Genomic DNA, 18,620 nt, shown 5'->3' on the forward strand with positions numbered 1-18,620 from the left:
CATCCTGCCGTACGTGTCTGGGAATACGCCGAGGGCCGCCGCACCTGATCGGTGCGGCGGCCCATGTTTCACGTGAAACACCACTCAGCGGACGAACGGGCCGCTATCCGCCCGGACCGCCGAAGAGGCCCCCATTGCCGTTGCCTCTTGTGTTCCCGGTATCGCTGCTCTCCGTGGGCGAGGATGTCACGCCGCCGTCCGTACCACCGACGTCGGTCCCTCCGTTGTCGGTCCCGCCGTTGTTGTTGCAGTTCCAGTCCCACTTGCCGCAGCTCTCGCTCTCCGAGGGCGTGGGCGAGGGCGACGACTTGCTGGGAGTCGCACTGGGCGTCGGGCTCTCCGGCCGGCTCTCGGTGGGCGAAGGGGTCGCGCTCGGTGTCGGTACGTCGTTGACGACCTTCCCGATGTCCTCCGGCGTCGGGAAGTTCTTCACCGGCTTGCCCTTGAGCGCCTCTGCCATGTAGTCGTGCCAGATCTCGGCCGGGAACGAGGCACCGTGGATCTTCTCCTGGCCACCCGTTCCGTACATCTCCAGGAACTCGCGCTTCTTGCTGCTCTCGTTGTCGTCCATCCGGTACATCGTGATCGCGGTGGAGAGCTGCGGGGTGTAGCCGACGAACCAGGCGGACTTGTTGCCGTCGGTGGTACCGGTCTTGCCGGCCACCGGACGGCCGGGGAGCTGGGCGGCCGTACCGGTGCCCTTGTCGACCACGGTCTTCAGCACATCGGTGACGTTGTCCGCGACGGCCGGGCGGAAGGCCTGCTTGGACTTGTTCTCGTGCTGGTAGACCGTGCCGTCCTCGCTGGTGACCTTGTCCACCGAGTACGGGTCGTGCTGCTTGCCGCTGTCGGCGAAGGTGCCGTACGCCCCGGCCATGCGGATCGCGCTGGGGTCGGAGGTACCGATCGAGAACGACGGGAAGTTGGCGCTCGCCAGACTGGTCTTGAGGAGGCCCGCCTCCATGGCGGCCTCCCGGACCTTGTCCAGACCGACGTCCATGCCGAGCTGCACGTAGGCGGAGTTCGCGGAGACCCTCATCGCCTCACGGAGATCGATGTTGTAGCTCGGCGGGTTGTACGACTCGTTGCCGTCGTTCCTCTGCAGCCACTCCTTGCCGTCCTTGTCCGTCCAGACGCTGCCGTCGTACTCCTTGATCTTGAGCTTGTTCTGGCCGCTGTAGAGGCTCTTCGGGGAGGCGATGGTGCGCTCGTCCTGTGCCTGCTCCGGGTCGCCGTCAGGATTCCTGACCCCCCACGACATGGCGGCCGCGAGCACGAACGGCTTGAAGGTCGAGCCCACCTGGGCACCGGTCTGGTCGGCGTTGTTGGTGAAGTGCTTGGTCGCGTCCTCACCGCCGTAGATGGCCTTGATCGCGCCCGTGTCCGGATCGACGGAGGCGCCGCCGAACTGGACGTACTTGTCCTTGTCCGGCCGCAGCTTGGGCTTGATGTTCTTCTTGCGAACGTCCTTCACGGCATTCTCGAGATCCTTGACCATGTTCTTGTCGAAGGTCGTGTGGATCTCGTAGCCGCCCCGCTGGAGCTTGTTGGCCGTGATTCCCGTCTTGTCGGAGTTGTTGATCAGGTACGCCTTCGCCAGGTCGACGAGGTAACCGACCTGGCCGCTGAGCTGCGCGTTCGACCGGGGATTCTGGATTTTGGGGAAGGTCTTGTACTTCTGGAGGACCGAGGCCGGCAGCCGTCCGTCGTTGACCTCCTCCTGGAGGATCCACCTCCACCGCGCCTTGGCACGCTTCCGGTTGGCCTCGGGAGTGGCACCGACGGGATCGATCGACTCGGCACCCGCAGGGTCGTAGTACGTGGCGCCCTTCAGCACGGCGGCGAGGAAGGCACACTCGCTCTCGTTGAGCTCTTCGGCGTCCTTGTCGAAGTACGCGTGCGCGGCCGCCTGGATCCCGTAGGCGTTGCGCCCGTAGTACGCCGAGTTCAGGTAGCCGGCCATGATCTTCTCCTTGGGCTCCTGGGCGCCCACCTTTATGGAGACGAACAGCTCTTTGAACTTGCGGGAGATCGTCTGTGACTGGTCGTCCAGCATCGCGTTCTTCACGTACTGCTGGGTGATGGTGGAGCCGCCCTGCGTCTGGCCGCCCTTGGCCATGTTGACGAAGGCCCGGGCGATGCCCATGGGGTCGACGCCGCTGTCGTTCTCGAACGTCTTGTTCTCGGCGGACATGACGGCGAAGCGCATCTCCTTGGGGATCTTCTCGTAGGGGATGATCTGGCGGTTCGTCTCACCGCCTGTCGCGACCATCTGAGTGCCGTCGGACCAGTAGTAGACGTTGTTCTGCGCCTCGGCGGTCTTGGCCACGTCCGGCACACCCACCAGGGCGTACGCCACGCCCGCGACCGCCACCAGGCTGCCGAAGAAGCCGATGAAGAGCCCGGTCACGAGTCTCCAGGACGGCACCCAGCGCGCGGCTCCGTACCTGCCCGCGCGCGGGTAGTCGATGAAGCGTTTCTTGGCCGGTCCCTGGCGGCCGCGGCCGCGTCCCGGTCCGTTGGGTCCTCCGGGTCCGCCGCGCCGGCCTCCGCCGGCCCCGCCGTGTCCGCCCGCGCCCGCGCCGTCGGCCGCTCGGCGTCGGCCGCCCCCACTGCTCTTCTGTGCCGCCCGGCGTGCTTCGGCACGGCTCCCGTACGGGCGCTCCTCACCTCCCGGGCCGTAGGCGTCGGAAGGTGACCCGGTGGCGCCTCGCGGTGCGGCACGGCGGCCGGCGGACGGGCCGGGCTGGCCGCGTCGGGCCGCGGCACGTCCGCCGCCCTGCGGCTGCGGTTTGCGACGGTGCTCGCTCATCGAACGATTACTCCTCGGGCAGGCGCACCTTTGCGCGCCTGGAAACGGCGGCTGGTTTCCGGTCCCCCCGAAGTACGGATACGGCAGTCGCCGCATTCACCCGTACTGCACCGAGGACAGGGACGTCCCCAGGCGTCACTCGGTTCCCGGTGGTCTGCATGGCGCACAGACTACGCACCGTCAAAACCCACCTAGGGCCGAAGTTCACCCCAAATCAGGCAAGTCACTTCCTACGAATCAGTGATGTGACGCCGTTCACCGTGCCCCCTCTTGTCGCAACCGCAGGGGCGTTCTATCGTGCTGATGTATCGAGTCGATACATCAGCCCGGCATAAAGGCCGTGCCGACGTGACCGCGACAGGGAGGAGGCGTTCATGAGCCGGCGTTCCGGCATCCTCGAGTTCGCCGTTCTCGGCCTGCTCCGCGAGTCTCCGATGCACGGCTACGAGCTGCGCAAACGTCTCAATACGTCACTGGGTGTGTTCCGTGCCTTCAGCTACGGGACGCTCTACCCCTGCCTCAAGACGCTGGTCGCCAACGGCTGGTTGATCGAGGAGCCGGGGTCCACACCCGAAGACGCCCTCGCCACCTCGCTCGCAGGGCGTCGCGCCAAGATCGTCTACCGGTTGACGGCGGAAGGTAAGGAGCACTTCGAGGAGCTGCTCTCGCAGACGGGTCCGGACGCGTACGAGGACGAGCACTTCGCCGCTCGTTTCGCGTTCTTCGGACAGACGTCCCGCGACGTGCGCATGCGCGTACTGGAGGGCCGCCGCAGCCGGCTCGAGGAGCGCCTGGAGAAGATGCGCGCCTCTCTGGCTCGCACCCGGGAGCGCCTCGACGACTACACCCTTGAGCTCCAGCGGCACGGAATGGAGTCCGTGGAGCGCGAAGTGCGCTGGCTGAACGAGCTCATCGAAAGTGAGCGGGCCGGACGGGACCAGAGGCTCTCCGGTCCCGATGGCACCGCTCAGCAGGACAGCACATCTGGAGAGACGGGCGGCCTGCCCCGGCACCGGGACAGCTCCCGGCCGGATCCGTCCGACGACACCACCACGTGAAGCCCATTCGGGGTTTCACCGAGCACACACAGGGAGCAACCGGAATGGGTTCGGTTCGCGTAGCCATCGTCGGCGTGGGCAACTGCGCCGCGTCGCTGGTCCAGGGCGTCGAGTACTACAAGGACGCCGACCCGGCGTCCAAGGTGCCGGGCCTGATGCACGTTCAGTTCGGCGAGTACCACGTGGGTGACGTCGAGTTCGTCGCCGCCTTCGACGTCGACGCGAAGAAGGTCGGCCTCGACCTCTCGGACGCCATCGGTGCCAGCGAGAACAACACCATCAAGATCTGCGACGTCCCGAACAAGGGCGTCACGGTCCAGCGCGGCCACACCCTCGACGGTCTCGGTAAGTACTACCGGGAGACCATCGAGGAGTCCGCGGAGACCCCGGTCGACGTGGTCCAGGTCCTCAAGGACAAGCAGGTCGACGTTCTGATCTGCTACCTGCCCGTCGGTTCCGAGGACGCGGCGAAGTTCTACGCCCAGTGCGCCATCGACGCCAAGGTCGCCTTCGTCAACGCCCTTCCGGTCTTCATCGCCGGCACCAAGGAGTGGGCCGACAAGTTCACCGAGGCGGGCGTCCCGATCGTCGGCGACGACATCAAGTCGCAGGTCGGCGCCACCATCACGCACCGTGTGATGGCGAAGCTGTTCGAGGACCGCGGTGTCCGTCTCGAGCGCACCATGCAGCTCAACGTCGGCGGCAACATGGACTTCAAGAACATGCTGGAGCGCGACCGCCTCGAGTCCAAGAAGATCTCGAAGACGCAGGCCGTCACCTCGCAGATCCCCGACCGCGACATGGGCGCGAAGAACGTCCACATCGGTCCGTCGGACTACGTGGCCTGGCTGGACGACCGCAAGTGGGCGTACGTGCGCCTCGAGGGCCGTGCCTTCGGCGACGTCCCGCTGAACCTGGAGTACAAGCTCGAGGTCTGGGACTCCCCGAACTCGGCCGGTGTCATCATCGACGCCCTGCGCGCCGCGAAGATCGCCAAGGACCGCGGTATCGGCGGCCCGATCCTCTCCGCGTCGAGCTACTTCATGAAGTCCCCGCCGGTCCAGTACTTCGACGACGAGGCCTACGCCAACGTCGAGAAGTTCATCAAGGGCGAGGTCGAGCGCTAAAGCGCCGACAACGCGAGGCAGTTGAGGGTCCCCGGGTCGTCCGCCCGGGGACCCTCCTCGTATGTGAGGCTGGAGCCCATGTCCGTCGTGCGTGACCTGCGCGTACTTCTGCGTTTTAAGGGCTTCAGACGCCTGCTCGGCATCCGTCTGCTGTCCCAGGGCGCGGACGGCGTGTACCAGGTCGCGCTCGCCACGTACGTCGTCTTCTCACCCGAGAAGCAGACCTCCGCCGCCGGTATCGCCTCGGCCATGGCGGTCCTGCTCCTGCCGTACTCCCTCGTGGGTCCCTTCGCCGGCGTGCTCCTGGACCGCTGGCGTCGCCGCCAGGTCTTCCTCCACGGCAACCTGCTGCGGGCATTCCTGGCCTGCGTGACGGCCCTTCTGATGCTCAGCCACGTCCCCGACTGGCTGTTCTACGCCTCCGCGTTGTGCGTCACCGCGGTCAACCGCTTCGTCCTCGCGGGTCTGTCGGCATCCCTGCCCCGGGTGGTGGACCCCGAGCGGCTGGTGATCGCGAACTCGTTGTCCCCGACCGCGGGCACACTCGGCGCCACCGCGGGCGGGGCCGTGGCCCTCGGCGTACGGCTGCTGACCGTGGACTCCAACGCCGTCGTGGTGCTCTTGGCGGCAGGCGTCTACCTGTGTGCGGCGCTCGCCGCCCTGCGCATACCTCTGGACAGCCTGGGCCCGGACCGCCACCCGGTGCGTCCACGGCTGTGGGCGACACTCGCGGACACCGCGCGCGGGCTTGCGGCGGGCATGCGCCATCTGTCCGAGCCGCCGCGCAGGGAGGCCGCCTGGGCGCTCGCCTCCATGACGCTGATGCGCTTCTGCTACGGCGCGCTGACGGTCATGGTGCTGATGCTCTGCCGGTACGCCTGGTCGTCCGACTCCGAGGACGGTCTGGCCCTCCTGGGACTCGCCGTCGGTGTCTCGGGAGCCGGGTTCTTCGCTGCGGCACTGGTCACCCCGTCGGTCGCCGGGAGGCTGGGGCCGGCCCGCTGGATCGCCGTCTGCGCCGTCGGCGCCGCCGTCCTGGAACCCGCGCTCGCCCTGCCGTTCGCCGTGACCCCGATGCTGGCCGCGGCCTTCGTGCTGGGCCTGACCACGCAGGGCGCGAAGATCGCCACGGACACGATCGTGCAGTTCGCGGTGGATGAAGGCTTTCGTGGCCGGATCTTCTCCGTTTACGACGTGCTCTTCAACGTCGCGTTCGTCGGCGCCGCGGCGGTGGCCGCGCTCCTGCTGCCCGCTGACGGGCGATCGGTGCCCCTGGTGGTCACGGTCGCCGTTATCTACGCGGCAGTTGCTGCGGCTATGGCCCGCTTTGCGCAGCAGTAAGTGTCACATCAGTGCCACAGAGCCTGTATCGGCTACAGAGTTGCCCGCGAGTCCCGGTAGCTTACGTGCGTCTTATTTCACGCCACGTGCTCACATCACGTTCGAGGGGACCCCCAAAGTGACCGTTCCGCCGCCGCAGGGCCAGAATCCGTTCGCCCAGCAGCCCACCGTTGCCGGGGACCAGCAGCCCGGCCAGCCCGGGGTCCCCCCGCAGCAGCCCTACGCGCCGTTCCCCCAGCAGGCCGGCGCCCCCGTTCCGCCCCCGGCTCCGACCGCGGGCAAGCGCTTCGGCAAGAAGGCCATGCGCATCGTCGGCCTGATCCTGGTCGCCATAGCCCTGTACGGGGTCAAGTGGTACCTCGGGCAGAGCGACGCGGAGACCACGTCCGTGGGCGCCTGCATGCACAACGACGGCACGCAGACCAGCCCCGACCTCCAGACGGTCGACTGCTCCTCGGGCGACTCGCAGTACAAGGTCCTCGAGAAGTTCGACGACACCAGCGACGAGAACAAGTGCAAGAGCGTCTCGGCGACGACGATCACCTACATCCAGACCGGCGGCGGTCACAACGTGGTGCTCTGCCTCAAGGAGACCAAGTAACAGCTCGGCCGGCATACGCCGAGGGGCGGTGTTTCACGTGAAACACCGCCCCTCGGCGTATCCGCGTCATGTTTCACGTGAAACATGACCTCGTCCTCAGGTCGGTCAGGACCTCGGTCCTGCGCGGCCCAAGTCGGTCAGGACCTCAGTCCTGCGCGGCCCACCACTCCTTGAGTGCCGCCACCGCCGCGTCGTGCTCCATCGGACCGTTCTCCAGCCGTAGTTCCAACAGGAACTTGTACGCCTGGCCGATCGCGGGTCCCGGTCCGATGTCGAGGATCTCCATGATCTGGTTTCCGTCGAGGTCCGGCCGGATGGAGTCCAGCTCCTCCTGCTCCTGTAGCTGCGTGATGCGCTCCTCCAGGCCGTCGTACGCACGCGATAGCGCCATGGCCTTGCGCTTGTTGCGCGTGGTGCAGTCGGACCTCGTCAGCTTGTGCAGACGGCTGAGGAGCGGACCGGCGTCGCGCACATAGCGCCGGACCGCGGAGTCCGTCCATTCCCCGGTGCCGTATCCGTGGAAGCGGAGATGGAGCTCGACCAGGCGCGAGACGTCCTTCACCAGCTCGTTGGAGTACTTGAGCGCCGTCATCCGCTTCTTGGTCATCTTGGCGCCCACCACCTCGTGGTGGTGGAAGGAGACCCGCCCGTCCTTCTCGAAGCGACGCGTCCTGGGCTTACCGATGTCGTGCAGCAGGGCCGCGAGCCGAAGGACGAGGTCGGGGCCGTCCTCCTCCAGCGCCATCGCCTGCTCCAGGACGATCAGGGTGTGCTCGTAGACGTCCTTGTGCCGGTGGTGCTCGTCGCGCTCCAGACGCAGCGCCGGAAGCTCGGGCAGCACATGGTCGGCGAGCCCGGACTCGACGAGCAGCGTCAGCCCCTTGCGCGGCTCGGCAGCCAGGATCAGCTTGTTCAGCTCGTCCCGCACGCGCTCCGCCGACACGATCTCGATGCGCCCGGCCATGTCCTTCATCGCGGCGACGACGTCCGGGGCGACCTCGAAGTCGAGCTGCGCCGCGAAGCGGGCGGCACGCATCATCCGGAGCGGATCGTCGGAGAAGGACTCCTCCGCGGTGCCCGGCGTGCGCAGGACACGCGCCGCGAGGTCGTCCAGGCCACCGTGCGGGTCGATGAACTCCTTCTCCGGCAGGGCGACGGCCATCGCGTTCACGGTGAAGTCGCGACGGACCAGGTCCTGCTCGATCGAGTCGCCGTAGGAGACCTCGGGCTTGCGCGAGGTCCGGTCGTACGCCTCCGAGCGGTACGTCGTGACCTCGATCTGGAAGGACTGCTCCACGTCACCGACGCGCGCGTCCTTCTGCGCCCCCACGGTGCCGAACGCGATCCCGACCTCCCAGACGGCGTCCGCCCAGGGCCGCACGATCTTCAGAACGTCCTCGGGGCGGGCGTCGGTCGTGAAGTCCAGGTCGTTGCCGAGCCGGCCGAGGAGCGCGTCCCGGACCGAGCCGCCGACCAGGGCGAGCGAGAAACCCGCCTCCTGGAAACGGCGGGCGAGGTCGTCGGCGACAGGGGACACCCGCAGCAGTTCACTCACCGCGCGGCGCTGCACCTGACTCAGGGCACTGGGGTTCTCTTCGTTGGCGTTCGGCACAACGCAAAAGGGTACGTGGCCCGCACCACCGCGGGCGCCTCCATTAAACGTGCACACACCCCTGGACCGGAGCGCCCTGGGACTCCGCCTCCGATACACACACATAGAGGACAGGTCCACGGCCTCCCCCTGATCTTGTGGAGCAGACCGCGGCACTTCCCCTCCGCGCACATCGTTACCATGCGTGGACGCACATTCCGACGACCACTGACGACGACGAGGGACGGGCGAGCGCGTGGCCGAGGCGGCAGACTTCCAGGGGACGAGTCCCTCACCTGCCCGCCGCTGGATGCGGCGCACCGGGACGCTGCTCGCGGGTGTGCCCCTGATGGCCGGCCTGCTCCAGCTGCCCGCCTCCACGGCCGCTCACGCCTCCCAGCAGGCCGCCCCGGCCGACGCTGCGTCGTCCGGCGGCGTCGACGTCTCCCTGGACTCCCTGAGCCCCAGCGCCCCCACCGACGGCGACACCCTCACCGTCTCGGGCACGGTCACCAACAAGAGCAAGCAGACGGTTACCGACGCTCGAGTGGACCTGCGGCTGGGCCCCACGCTCAACAGCCGCACGGCGATCGACACTGTGACCAAGCGCACCCGGTACCAGCCCGGCTTCGACGGAGCCCCGGTCGACGAGAAGTACGCCGAGGAGTTCCCGAAGCTCGCTTCCGGCATCTCGCAGCACTTCAGCATCTCGGTGCCGGTCAAGAACCTGGATCTCGGTGACGACGGCGTCTACCAGCTCGGCGTCTCGCTGTCCGGCCGGTCCGCGAGCCAGCCGTACGAGCAGGTGCTCGGCATCCAGCGCACGTTCCTGCCCTGGCAGCCGGAGACCCCGGACACCAAGACGAAGACGACGTATCTCTGGCCCCTGATCTCCGACGTCCACCTCACGGCCGAGACGGGCTCGAACGAGGCGCAGACGCCGGTCTTCCAGAACGACGACCTGGCCAAGGAGATCGCCCCCGGCGGCCGGCTGGACCAGATGCTGTCCCTCGGCAGCAAGCTCGACGTCACCTGGGTCGTCGACCCGGACCTGCTGGCGTCCGTGGACGCGATGAGGGACAGCTACCGGGTCCAGGGCGAAGGCGACACCACCACCGCGGGCAAGAACCAGTCGGTCGCCAACGCCTGGCTCGACAAGCTGGAGAAGACGGTCGAGGACAAGGAGATCGTCGCCCTCCCCTTCGCAGACCCCGACCTGGCGTCGCTCGCGCACAACGGCAGGACCGTCACCGGATCTTTGAGCCGTCTCAAGGACGCCACCGACGTGGCCTCGGACACCGTCAAGACGATCCTGCACGTGACGCCGAACACCGACTTCGCCTGGCCCGTCGAGGGCGCGATCGATCCGTCGATCGTCAAGGTGGCCACCTCCGCCGGCGCCGACAAGGTGCTCACCCGCAGCGACAGCCTGCGGGAGACCAGCGGCCTCTCCTACACCCCGAACGCAGCCAGGCCCATCGGCGGTGGCACCACGGCGGTGGTCGCGGACGCGCGTATGTCCACGGCGTTCCAGGGCGACATGAGCAAGGCGGACGACTCGACGCGTGCCGTCCAGGCGTTCCTCGCCCAGAGCTTGATGACCAACCTGCAGCAGCCCGACAAGCAGCGCAGCATCGTGGTCGCGCCGCAGCGGATGCCCTCGGGCAGCCAGGCCCAGACGATGGCCCAGGCACTGACGGCGCTCCAGGACGGGAACTGGTCGCAGTCCCAGGACCTGACCGCGGCCGCCAAGGCAAAGCCGGACCCCAACGCCACGAGCCGGGTCCCGTCCGCCTCCTCCTACCCCTCGTCGCTGCGCAACGCGCGGCAGGAGCTGCCGCGGTCGGCCTTCGAGGACATCGAGGAGATCCAGCGCAAGCTCGACAGCTTCCAGGTGATCCTCATCGACCCCTCCCGGGTGGTCACTCCCTTCGGGCGGGCCATAGACCGGGGCACCTCCACCTCCTGGCGGGGCCACACCGCGCAGGCGGCGGCGTTCCGCACCGGGGTGAAGTCGTACCTAGAGGTGCTCACCGACCAGGTCAGACTGATCGACAAGTCGGAGACGAAGCTCTCGGGCCGCAGCGCCACGATCCCGGTGACGGTGCAGAACAACCTGGTGCAGGGCGTCGACAACCTCACGCTCCGCCTCACGTCGGAGCAGCCGACCCGTCTGAAGATCGATGACGCCCCCTTCGGTGAGCGGGCCATCGGTGTCTCGGGCGGCCACAGCCAGTCGGTGAAGTTCATCACCAACGCCAACGCCAACGGCCCGGTCAAGGTGGTCGCCCAGCTCTACACGGAGGACGGGCAGGCGTACGGGGACGCCGTCACCTTCGACGTGGACGTCAACGAGATCACGCCCACGGTGATGCTGGTCATCGCCGGCGGTGTGCTGCTCCTCGTCCTCGCCGGGTTCCGGATGTACACGCAGCGCAAGCGCGCGGTGGCCCGGCAGGCGGAGGAGGACCAGGAACAGGACGAAGCCGGGGACGAGGGTCTGAACACGGACACCGACGGCACCGTGGAGACTGAGGACACCGGCGCCCCGGACTCCCAGGACGGCCCCGCGGGGGAGTCCGGCACGGAGTCAGGGGCAGGCGGCCCGGAGCACCCGAGTGACCCGACACCGGACACCGCACCGGAAAGCACCGACCCGTCCGGCACGGGTGAGAGAGTGGACCGTTGAGCGATGTCGTGGCCGGTGGGCCCGGGGACGATGAGGTGGGGTAACCATGAACGCGCCGTACGACGGTGACCGCGGTCAGGGCGCGGGCGACTCGGGCTACCCCGAGGGTCCGCCGCCCGAGCCCGGCCAGACGCCACCGGGGCCCCCCGCGGACATGTACTTCCAGGACGCCTACGACCAGGATCCGTACCGCGGGCAGGACCTCTCCGCCCAGGATCCGGTCACCGAGGCGCTCTACGACCGCGCCGCGCACCCGCCGCCTCCCCCGGGCATGTACCAGCCTCAGCAGCCGCTCTACGCCCAGCCCCAGCCGCAGCAGTACGCACCCGATCCGCGCGTGTGGGCCCAGACGCCCCCGCCGGAGCCCGCCGGCCCGACGCGGCACCTGCCGTACGGCGAGGACCCGCGTACGACGCAGTTCGTCGGCGTGGACGACCTCGTCACGCAGGCCGGTGAAGAGCGCCACGAGCCGGACGCCTTCGCCCACCTGTTCCGGGACCAGCAGCAGGACGGCGCCCGCGCTCCGTTCGAGTCCGCGGCCGTGCCGGGCCCGTCGCCCGCGCCCTCCCCGCAGCAGGGGGCGAACGAACCCACGCCGGCCCCTGCTCCCCCCGCTGCCGCCGCGCCCAAAAAGACCGGCCGGGCCTCAGGACTCCTGAAGTCGAGCGCCGTGATGGCCGCAGGCACCATGGTGTCCAGGCTCACCGGCTTCATCCGCTCGGCGCTCATCGTCTCCGCGCTCGGGCTCGGACTTCTCGGCGACTCCTTCCAGGTCGCCTACCAGCTGCCGACGATGATCTACATCCTCACCGTCGGCGGCGGCTTGAACTCCGTCTTCGTCCCGCAGCTCGTACGCGCCATGAAGGACGACGAGGACGGCGGTGAGGCCTACGCCAACCGCCTGCTCACTCTCGTGATGGTGGCGCTCGGCGTGCTCACCGCGCTCGCCATGTTCGCCGCTCCGCTCCTGGTCCGGCTGCTGTCGGTGTCGGTCGCGGCCGACCCGGCCGCCAACGACGTGGCCGTCACCTTCACGCGCTACTTCCTGCCCTCGATCTTCTTCATGGGCATCCATGTGGTGATGGGGCAGATCCTCAACGCCCGTGGGCGCTTCGGCGCGATGATGTGGACCCCGGTCCTCAACAACATCGTCATCATCGTGACGCTCGGCGCGTTCATCTGGGTCTACGGCAGCGCCGCGAACTCGAACATGTCGGCCGGGACCATCCCTCCGGAGGGACAGCGCCTTCTGGGCATCGGCATCCTGCTCGGCCTCGTCGTCCAGGCACTCGCGATGATCCCGTACCTGCGGGAGACCGGTTTCCGGCTGCGGCTGCGGTTCGACTGGAAGGGCCACGGCCTGGGCAAGGCCGCGATGCTCGCGAAGTGGACGGTGCTCTTCGTCCTCGCCAACCAGGCGGGCGCGATGGTCGTCACCCAGCTCTCCACCGCCGCGAGCAAGGACGCCGACCACATCAAGGGCGTCGGTTTCGCCGCCTATGCCAACGCCCAGCTGATCTGGGGCCTGCCGCAGGCGATCATCACCGTCTCGCTGATGGCGGCGCTCCTGCCGCGGATCTCACGCTCGGCCCACGAGGGGGACCGCGGCGCCGTCCGTGACGACATCTCCCAAGGGCTGCGGACCACTGCCGTCGCGATCGTGCCGATCGCCTTCGGATTCGTCGCGCTCGGCATCCCCATGTGCACGCTGATCTTCGGCTCCTCCGGTACGACGGCGGCCACCAACATGGGCTACATGCTGATGGCCTTCGGTCTGGGCCTGATCCCGTACTCCGTGCAGTACGTCGTGCTCCGTGCCTTCTACGCCTACGAGGACACCCGGACGCCCTTCTACAACACGGTGATCGTGGCGGCGGTCAACGCCGGCGCGTCCGCGCTCTGCTTCTTCCTCCTGCCCTCCCGCTGGGCCGTGGTGGGCATGGCCGCCTCGTACGGGCTCGCCTACGCGATCGGCGTCGGCATCGCCTGGAACCGGCTGCGCAAGCGCCTGGGCGGCGACCTGGACGGTGCCCGCGTGATGCGCACCTACGCGCGGCTGGCCATCGCGGCGATTCCGGCGGCCCTGCTCAGCGGCGCCGCCTGCTACGGCATCAGCAAATCGCTGGGGCAGGGCGTCGGCGGTTCCTTCCTCGCCCTGATCGGCGGCGGCGCCATCCTGCTCGGGGTCTTCTACGTCGCCGCGCGCAAGATGCGCATCGAAGAGCTCAACTCAATGGTCGGCATGGTCCGCGGGCGCCTGGGGCGATGACCCGGGGGTAAGCGCACAACCATCGTTCGCTGCTGTGTGTCGTGCATAGCGCCGGACTGTGGGCACAATTGGTTTCTGCGTCGGACAGCGCGCAACGGATGGGGAGGCAGGAACGACGGTGGCGGAACGGAGCACGGCTGCCGTCGACGTGGCAGACAACAGCGGCGACGAGCCGCTGACCGCGAAGGCGGACCAGTCCACGGCCGACGGGGTGGCCCAGAACCTGGAGCGGGACACGGAGAGCGACGAGGCACAGGGGAGCGGCGGGACCGAGAGTCCCGGGAAGGTCTCACCGCCCGAACTGCACAGCGGTCACAAGCTCGCCAGACGCTACCGTCTCGAGGAGTGCGTCACTCGTCTGGACGGTTTCAGCAGCTGGCGTGCGGTGGACGAGAAGCTCCGCCGCGCCGTCGGCGTGCACCTCCTGCCCGCCGACCACACCCGGGCCCGCTCGGTCCTGGCCGCGGCTCGGTCGTCCGCGCTGCTCGGTGATCCCCGTTTCGTCCAGGTCCTGGACGCGGTCGAGGAGAACGACCTCGTCTACGTCGTGCACGAGTGGCTTCCCGACGCCACGGAGCTGACGACGCTCCTCGCCTCGGGCCCGCTGGAGGTGCACGACGCCTACCAGATGGTCACCCAGGTGTCCCAGGCGATGGCCGCCGCCCACCGTGAGGGCCTCGCGCACCTCCGGCTGACCCCGGGAGCCGTCCTGCGCTCCTCGTCGGGCCAGTGGCGCATCCGCGGCCTCGCGGTCAACGCCGCCCTGCGGGGCATCAGTTCCGAGACCCCGCAGCGCACGGACACCGAGGCGATCGGCGCACTGCTGTACGCGGCGCTCACCCAGCGCTGGCCGTACGAGGACGACGCGTACGGTCTGTCCGGGCTGCCCAAGGGCGTCGGCCTGATCGCCCCCGACCAGGTCCGGGCGGGCGTCCACCGGGGCCTGTCGGAGCTCGCGATGCGTGCCCTCGTCAACGACGGTGCGACCGCCTCGCGCCAGGACCCGCCGTGCACGACGCCGGAGGAACTGGTCAGGGCGATCGGCGAGATGCCCCGCATCCGCCCGCCGGAGCCCGCGTTCACCGCCCCGCCCGAGTACCAGCGCACCACGTACCAGCAGGGCACGTACGGCAGGCAGACGCCGCATCCGGGCAGCACGCAGCCCGTCGCGCCTCCTCCGCCCCCGCTGCAGAGCCGTACGGGCAAAGCCCTCAAGTGGGCCGTCTCCGCCCTGCTCATCGCGGCGCTGGGTCTCGGCAGCTGGCAGCTGGCCGACGCTCTGATGGACCGTGGCGAGAGCGACGAGACCAACAAGACGCAGACCACGGACGGCAACGACAAGAACAGCGACCAGCACAAGCCGGTCAGGCCGATCTCGATCAAGGGCGCCCAGGAGTACTTCCCGGACGGCAAGTCGCAGCACCCCTCCGACGTCGGCCTGACCTACGACGGAAACAGCTCGACGTACTGGCGGACGTACTCCTACAACGGCGGTCCGGTGCTCGCGCCCTTCAAGCAGGGTGTGGGCATCGTCTACGACCTCGGGTCCCGGCGCAGCCTCTCCTCGGCCTCGATAGGGCTGAACTACGGCGGCGACCACACCACGATCACCTTGTACTCGGCGGACTCGCTGTCCTCGTCCGCCTCGCTCGGCTCCATGAAGAAGATCGCCTCGGCGACGACCTCCGGCCGGCAGCTCAAGATCTCCGCCGACAAGGCGGTGAAGACGCGCTACGTCCTGGTGTGGATCACCGCGGCGCCCTACGCCGGCAAGGACGAGTTCAGCGGCGCCGGCTACAAGCAGGCCATAACGGATGTGAAGTTCACCGGCTGACAGCCCGTCGACGAAGGGGAGGGGTCCGGTGGCCGACGACGGCTCATACGACGACGCGAGCGACCAGGACCTCCTGGGCCGCCATGTCGCGGGTGATCCCGAGGCCTTCGGCGAGCTCGTACGACGACACCGGGACCGCCTATGGGCCGTGGCGCTGCGGACGCTGGGAGACCGCGAGGAGGCCGCTGACGCGGTCCAGGACGCACTGGTCTCCGCCTATCGGGCAGCCCACACCTTCCGCGGCCAGTCGGCCGTCACCACCTGGCTGCACCGCATCACGGTCAACGCCTGTCTGGACCGCGCCCGGAAGACCGCGTCCAGGAAAACCTCGCCGATGGACGACACCGAGCGGCTCGAACAGCTCCTGGAACCGCACGAGTCGGCGTCCGCCCCCGCCGAGCGCAACGACCTCCACCGCGAACTCGTCGAGGCGCTGGGCACCCTCCCGCCCGACCAGCGGGCCGCCCTCGTCCTCGTGGACATGCAGGGCTATCCCGTGGCCGAGGCCGCCCGCGTCCTGGACGTACCCACGGGCACGGTGAAGAGCCGCTGTTCCCGTGGAAGAGCCAGACTGCTGCCGTTGCTCACGCATCTCCGTACGGAGAGCGGAAGCGACACGGACGAAGAGAAGTCGGGCGACGGACGGAACCGGACGCAGGGGACGTCCGTCCCACCGGCAGCAGGACCACAGGGAGCGGGACCAAGCGATTCGGCCGCGATGAAGGGCGGAGGTGGGCGAGGGTGACATCCACGACCGGCACGGCCGGGCATCCGGACGTGACAGAGCTCTCCGACCTCACCGAGGGCCTCCTCTCCCCTGCTCGCAGCGCGGACGTCCGGCAGCACCTGCACGACTGCCCGCTGTGTGCGGACGTCCACGCCTCCCTGGAAGAGATCCGAGGGCTCCTGGGCACGCTGCCCGGCCCGTCTCGTATGCCCGTCGACGTGGCGGAGCGCATCGACGCCGCGCTGGCCGCAGAAGCCCTCCTGAGCGCCACGACACCCGAGCCGGAATCCGCGACGCCTGACGACGAGCCGGCCGCACCGACCCGGTCGGACATCGACAGCGCACCTGTTTCACGTGAAACATCGCCCGCTTCAGCCGGGCACCGCCCCGCAGGACATCCCCGGGCCACCACCGGACCGGGCCGTGCCCCTCGGCTGCGTCGTGGCCGCCGCGGGGCTATCGCCCTCGGTGCCGTCTTCACGGCTGCCGCGTTGGGGCTCGGCACTCTCCTCGTCCAGTCGCTGACCGACGGCAACCCCGGCGACACGCCAGCCACCTCGGCACAGCGGCACACCGACGAAGCGCACACCTTCGCCGACGGCAAGCTGGAGGACCAGGTCGCGGGACTGCTCGCCGAGGAGAAGAGCCCCGGCACCCGCAGCAAGAAGCCGTGGGGTGCCGAGTCCGACGGCTCAGGGCCCGGAAGCAGCGAACCGAAGACCCTTCAGGAGACCGGGGTACCGATCCCGGAGTGCGTCCAGCAGGCCGTCAACCGCCGGGACGCCGTTCTCGCCGCTTCCGAGGGCGTCTACAAGGGAACGAGTGCGTACCTCGTCGTCCTGCCGCACGCCACGGACCCCTCGCGCGTCACGGCCTACGTCATCGACGCCACCTGTGTGGATCAGGCGGCGGTCAAGGGCAAGGTGCTGGTGACCCGCTCGTACGCCCGGCCCTGAGCACCCGGTGCCCGGCGAACGCTGCGCCGGCACGTGTCCGAGCCGCGGTCTCAATGCCGGTCGGCCCCGACATGCGTCATCCCCCGCACCCCCGTACCCTGTGCCGACTCCGTGTGCCCGGACACACTGGGAATGCAAGGCCCTTAGGATCCGTTGGGTCGGGTGAGAGTTCAGAGCGAGGCTCCCACCGGCAGTACGCAGCAGTCTCCAGAGACGAGGAATCAAGCCGTGAGCGACGTCCGTAACGTGATCATCATCGGCTCCGGGCCCGCCGGCTACACGGCGGCGCTCTACACCGCGCGCGCGTCGCTGAAGCCGCTGGTGTTCGAGGGCGCCGTCACAGCCGGCGGTGCGCTGATGAACACCACCGAGGTGGAGAACTTCCCCGGCTTCCAGGACGGGATCATGGGCCCCGAGCTCATGGACAACATGCGTGCCCAGGCCGAGCGCTTCGGCGCGGAGCTCGTTCCGGACGATGTCGTCGCCGTCGACCTGACCGGCGAGATCAAGACCGTCACCGACACCGCCGGCACAGTGCACCGCGCGAAGGCCGTCATCATCACCACGGGCTCGCAGCACCGCAAGCTCGGCCTGCCCAACGAGGACGCCCTCTCGGGACGCGGCGTCTCCTGGTGCGCGACCTGTGACGGCTTCTTCTTCAAGGACCAGGACATCGCCGTGATCGGCGGCGGTGACACCGCGATGGAGGAGGCCACCTTCCTCTCCCGCTTCGCCAAGTCGGTGACGATCGTCCACCGCCGGGACACCCTGCGGGCCTCCAAGGCCATGCAGGACCGCGCGTTCGCCGACCCCAAGATCAAGTTCATCTGGGACAGCGAAGTCGCCGAGATCGAGGGTGACCCCAAGCTCTCGGGTCTGAAGCTGCGCAACCTCCAGACGGGCGAGATCTCCGACCTGGCGGTGACCGGCCTGTTCATCGCGATCGGGCACGACCCGCGCACCGAGCTCTTCAAGGGTCAGCTGGAGCTGGACGACGAGGGGTACCTGAAGGTCGCCGCTCCCTCGACCCGGACGAACCTGACCGGTGTCTTCGGCGCCGGTGACGTCGTCGACCACACGTACCGCCAGGCGATCACCGCGGCCGGCACCGGCTGCTCCGCCGCCCTCGACGCGGAGCGCTTCCTCGCCGCCCTTGCCGACGGCGAGGCGACCGCCGAGCCCGAGAAGACCACTGTCTGACCCCCCGTCCGCCCCACCGCACCACCGAGTTAAGGAGCCCGCCGTGGCCGGCACCCTGAAGAACGTGACCGACGACTCCTTCGAGCAGGACGTCCTCAAGAGCGACAAGCCCGTCCTGGTGGACTTCTGGGCCGCCTGGTGCGGTCCCTGCCGCCAGATCGCGCCGTCGCTCGAGGCCATCGCCGCCGAGTACGGGGACAAGATCGAGATCGTCAAGCTGAACATCGACGAGAACCCGGGCACGGCCGCCAAGTACGGCGTCATGTCCATCCCGACCCTGAACGTCTACCAGGGTGGCGAGGTCGCCAAGACCATCGTCGGTGCGAAGCCGAAGGCCGCGATCGTGCGGGACCTCGAGGACTTCATCGCCGAGTAGTCGGTGACGCCGCCACACCCGGCGGTGATGTTTCACGTG

The 18,620-nt window shown here is 68.7% G+C and carries 13 protein-coding genes; 11 read left to right on the forward strand and 2 right to left on the reverse strand.

Features of this window, described 5'->3' with window-relative positions; translation table 11 throughout:
* Positions 1–103 precede the first annotated feature (103 nt).
* Positions 104–2,812: a transglycosylase domain-containing protein gene (locus tag ACZ4VA_RS33125; RefSeq protein ID WP_468083651.1), complete on the reverse strand. Its 2,709-nt coding sequence runs from the start codon at positions 2,810–2,812 to the stop codon at positions 104–106.
* 374 nt (positions 2,813–3,186) lie between these two features.
* Here ACZ4VA_RS33125 and ACZ4VA_RS33130 point away from each other — a divergent pair, with 374 nt between their 5' ends.
* The 4 genes from ACZ4VA_RS33130 (at position 3,187) to ACZ4VA_RS33145 (ending at position 6,939) form a co-directional block, all read left to right on the forward strand.
* Complete coding sequence (locus ACZ4VA_RS33130; RefSeq protein ID WP_356238096.1) at positions 3,187–3,870, forward strand: PadR family transcriptional regulator; 684 nt, start codon at positions 3,187–3,189, stop codon at positions 3,868–3,870.
* Between the two features lie 44 nt (positions 3,871–3,914).
* Positions 3,915–4,997, forward strand: a complete 1,083-nt coding sequence (locus ACZ4VA_RS33135) for an inositol-3-phosphate synthase (protein WP_355791083.1) — start codon at positions 3,915–3,917, stop codon at positions 4,995–4,997.
* A 78-nt stretch (positions 4,998–5,075) separates the two neighbouring features.
* The gene (locus ACZ4VA_RS33140; RefSeq protein WP_468083653.1) at positions 5,076–6,338 is read left to right on the forward strand and encodes an MFS transporter; all 1,263 of its coding nucleotides are present in this window, start codon (positions 5,076–5,078) and stop codon (positions 6,336–6,338) included.
* Between the two features lie 118 nt (positions 6,339–6,456).
* Complete coding sequence (locus ACZ4VA_RS33145; RefSeq protein ID WP_356163682.1) at positions 6,457–6,939, forward strand: LppU/SCO3897 family protein; 483 nt, start codon at positions 6,457–6,459, stop codon at positions 6,937–6,939.
* Between the two features lie 145 nt (positions 6,940–7,084).
* Here the strand turns inward: ACZ4VA_RS33145 and ACZ4VA_RS33150 are convergent, their stop codons facing one another.
* A complete protein-coding gene (locus tag ACZ4VA_RS33150) occupies positions 7,085–8,551 on the reverse strand; it encodes a CCA tRNA nucleotidyltransferase (RefSeq protein WP_355780468.1) in 1,467 nt (488 codons plus the stop codon).
* Between the two features lie 235 nt (positions 8,552–8,786).
* Between ACZ4VA_RS33150 and ACZ4VA_RS33155 the strand changes: the two genes are divergently transcribed.
* From ACZ4VA_RS33155 to trxA, 7 genes are all read left to right on the forward strand, one after another.
* Positions 8,787–11,219 carry a DUF6049 family protein gene (locus tag ACZ4VA_RS33155; RefSeq protein WP_355780471.1) on the forward strand — a complete coding sequence of 811 codons (2,433 nt, stop codon included), beginning with the start codon at positions 8,787–8,789 and terminating at the stop codon, positions 11,217–11,219.
* Between the two features lie 46 nt (positions 11,220–11,265).
* Positions 11,266–13,488: a murein biosynthesis integral membrane protein MurJ gene (murJ, locus tag ACZ4VA_RS33160; protein ID WP_468083654.1), complete on the forward strand. Its 2,223-nt coding sequence runs from the start codon at positions 11,266–11,268 to the stop codon at positions 13,486–13,488.
* 118 nt (positions 13,489–13,606) lie between these two features.
* Positions 13,607–15,322: a protein kinase family protein gene (locus ACZ4VA_RS33165; RefSeq protein WP_355780477.1), complete on the forward strand. Its 1,716-nt coding sequence runs from the start codon at positions 13,607–13,609 to the stop codon at positions 15,320–15,322.
* Positions 15,323–15,350: 28 nt separating this feature from the next.
* A complete protein-coding gene (gene sigM, locus ACZ4VA_RS33170) occupies positions 15,351–16,067 on the forward strand; it encodes an RNA polymerase sigma factor SigM (protein ID WP_355780479.1) in 717 nt (238 codons plus the stop codon).
* Positions 16,064–17,005 carry an anti-sigma factor family protein gene (locus ACZ4VA_RS33175; RefSeq protein WP_355780481.1) on the forward strand — a complete coding sequence of 314 codons (942 nt, stop codon included), beginning with the start codon at positions 16,064–16,066 and terminating at the stop codon, positions 17,003–17,005. The genes sigM and ACZ4VA_RS33175 overlap by 4 nt, the downstream gene beginning before the upstream one ends.
* Before the next feature lie 228 nt (positions 17,006–17,233).
* A complete protein-coding gene (trxB, locus tag ACZ4VA_RS33180) occupies positions 17,234–18,205 on the forward strand; it encodes a thioredoxin-disulfide reductase (protein ID WP_355780484.1) in 972 nt (323 codons plus the stop codon).
* A 43-nt stretch (positions 18,206–18,248) separates the two neighbouring features.
* Positions 18,249–18,581, forward strand: coding sequence for a thioredoxin (gene trxA, locus ACZ4VA_RS33185; protein ID WP_007383275.1), 333 nt, complete (start codon positions 18,249–18,251; stop codon positions 18,579–18,581).
* The last annotated feature ends 39 nt before the right edge of the window (positions 18,582–18,620 follow it).

It is taken from the genome of Streptomyces sp. NPDC028308 (assembly GCF_055565855.1).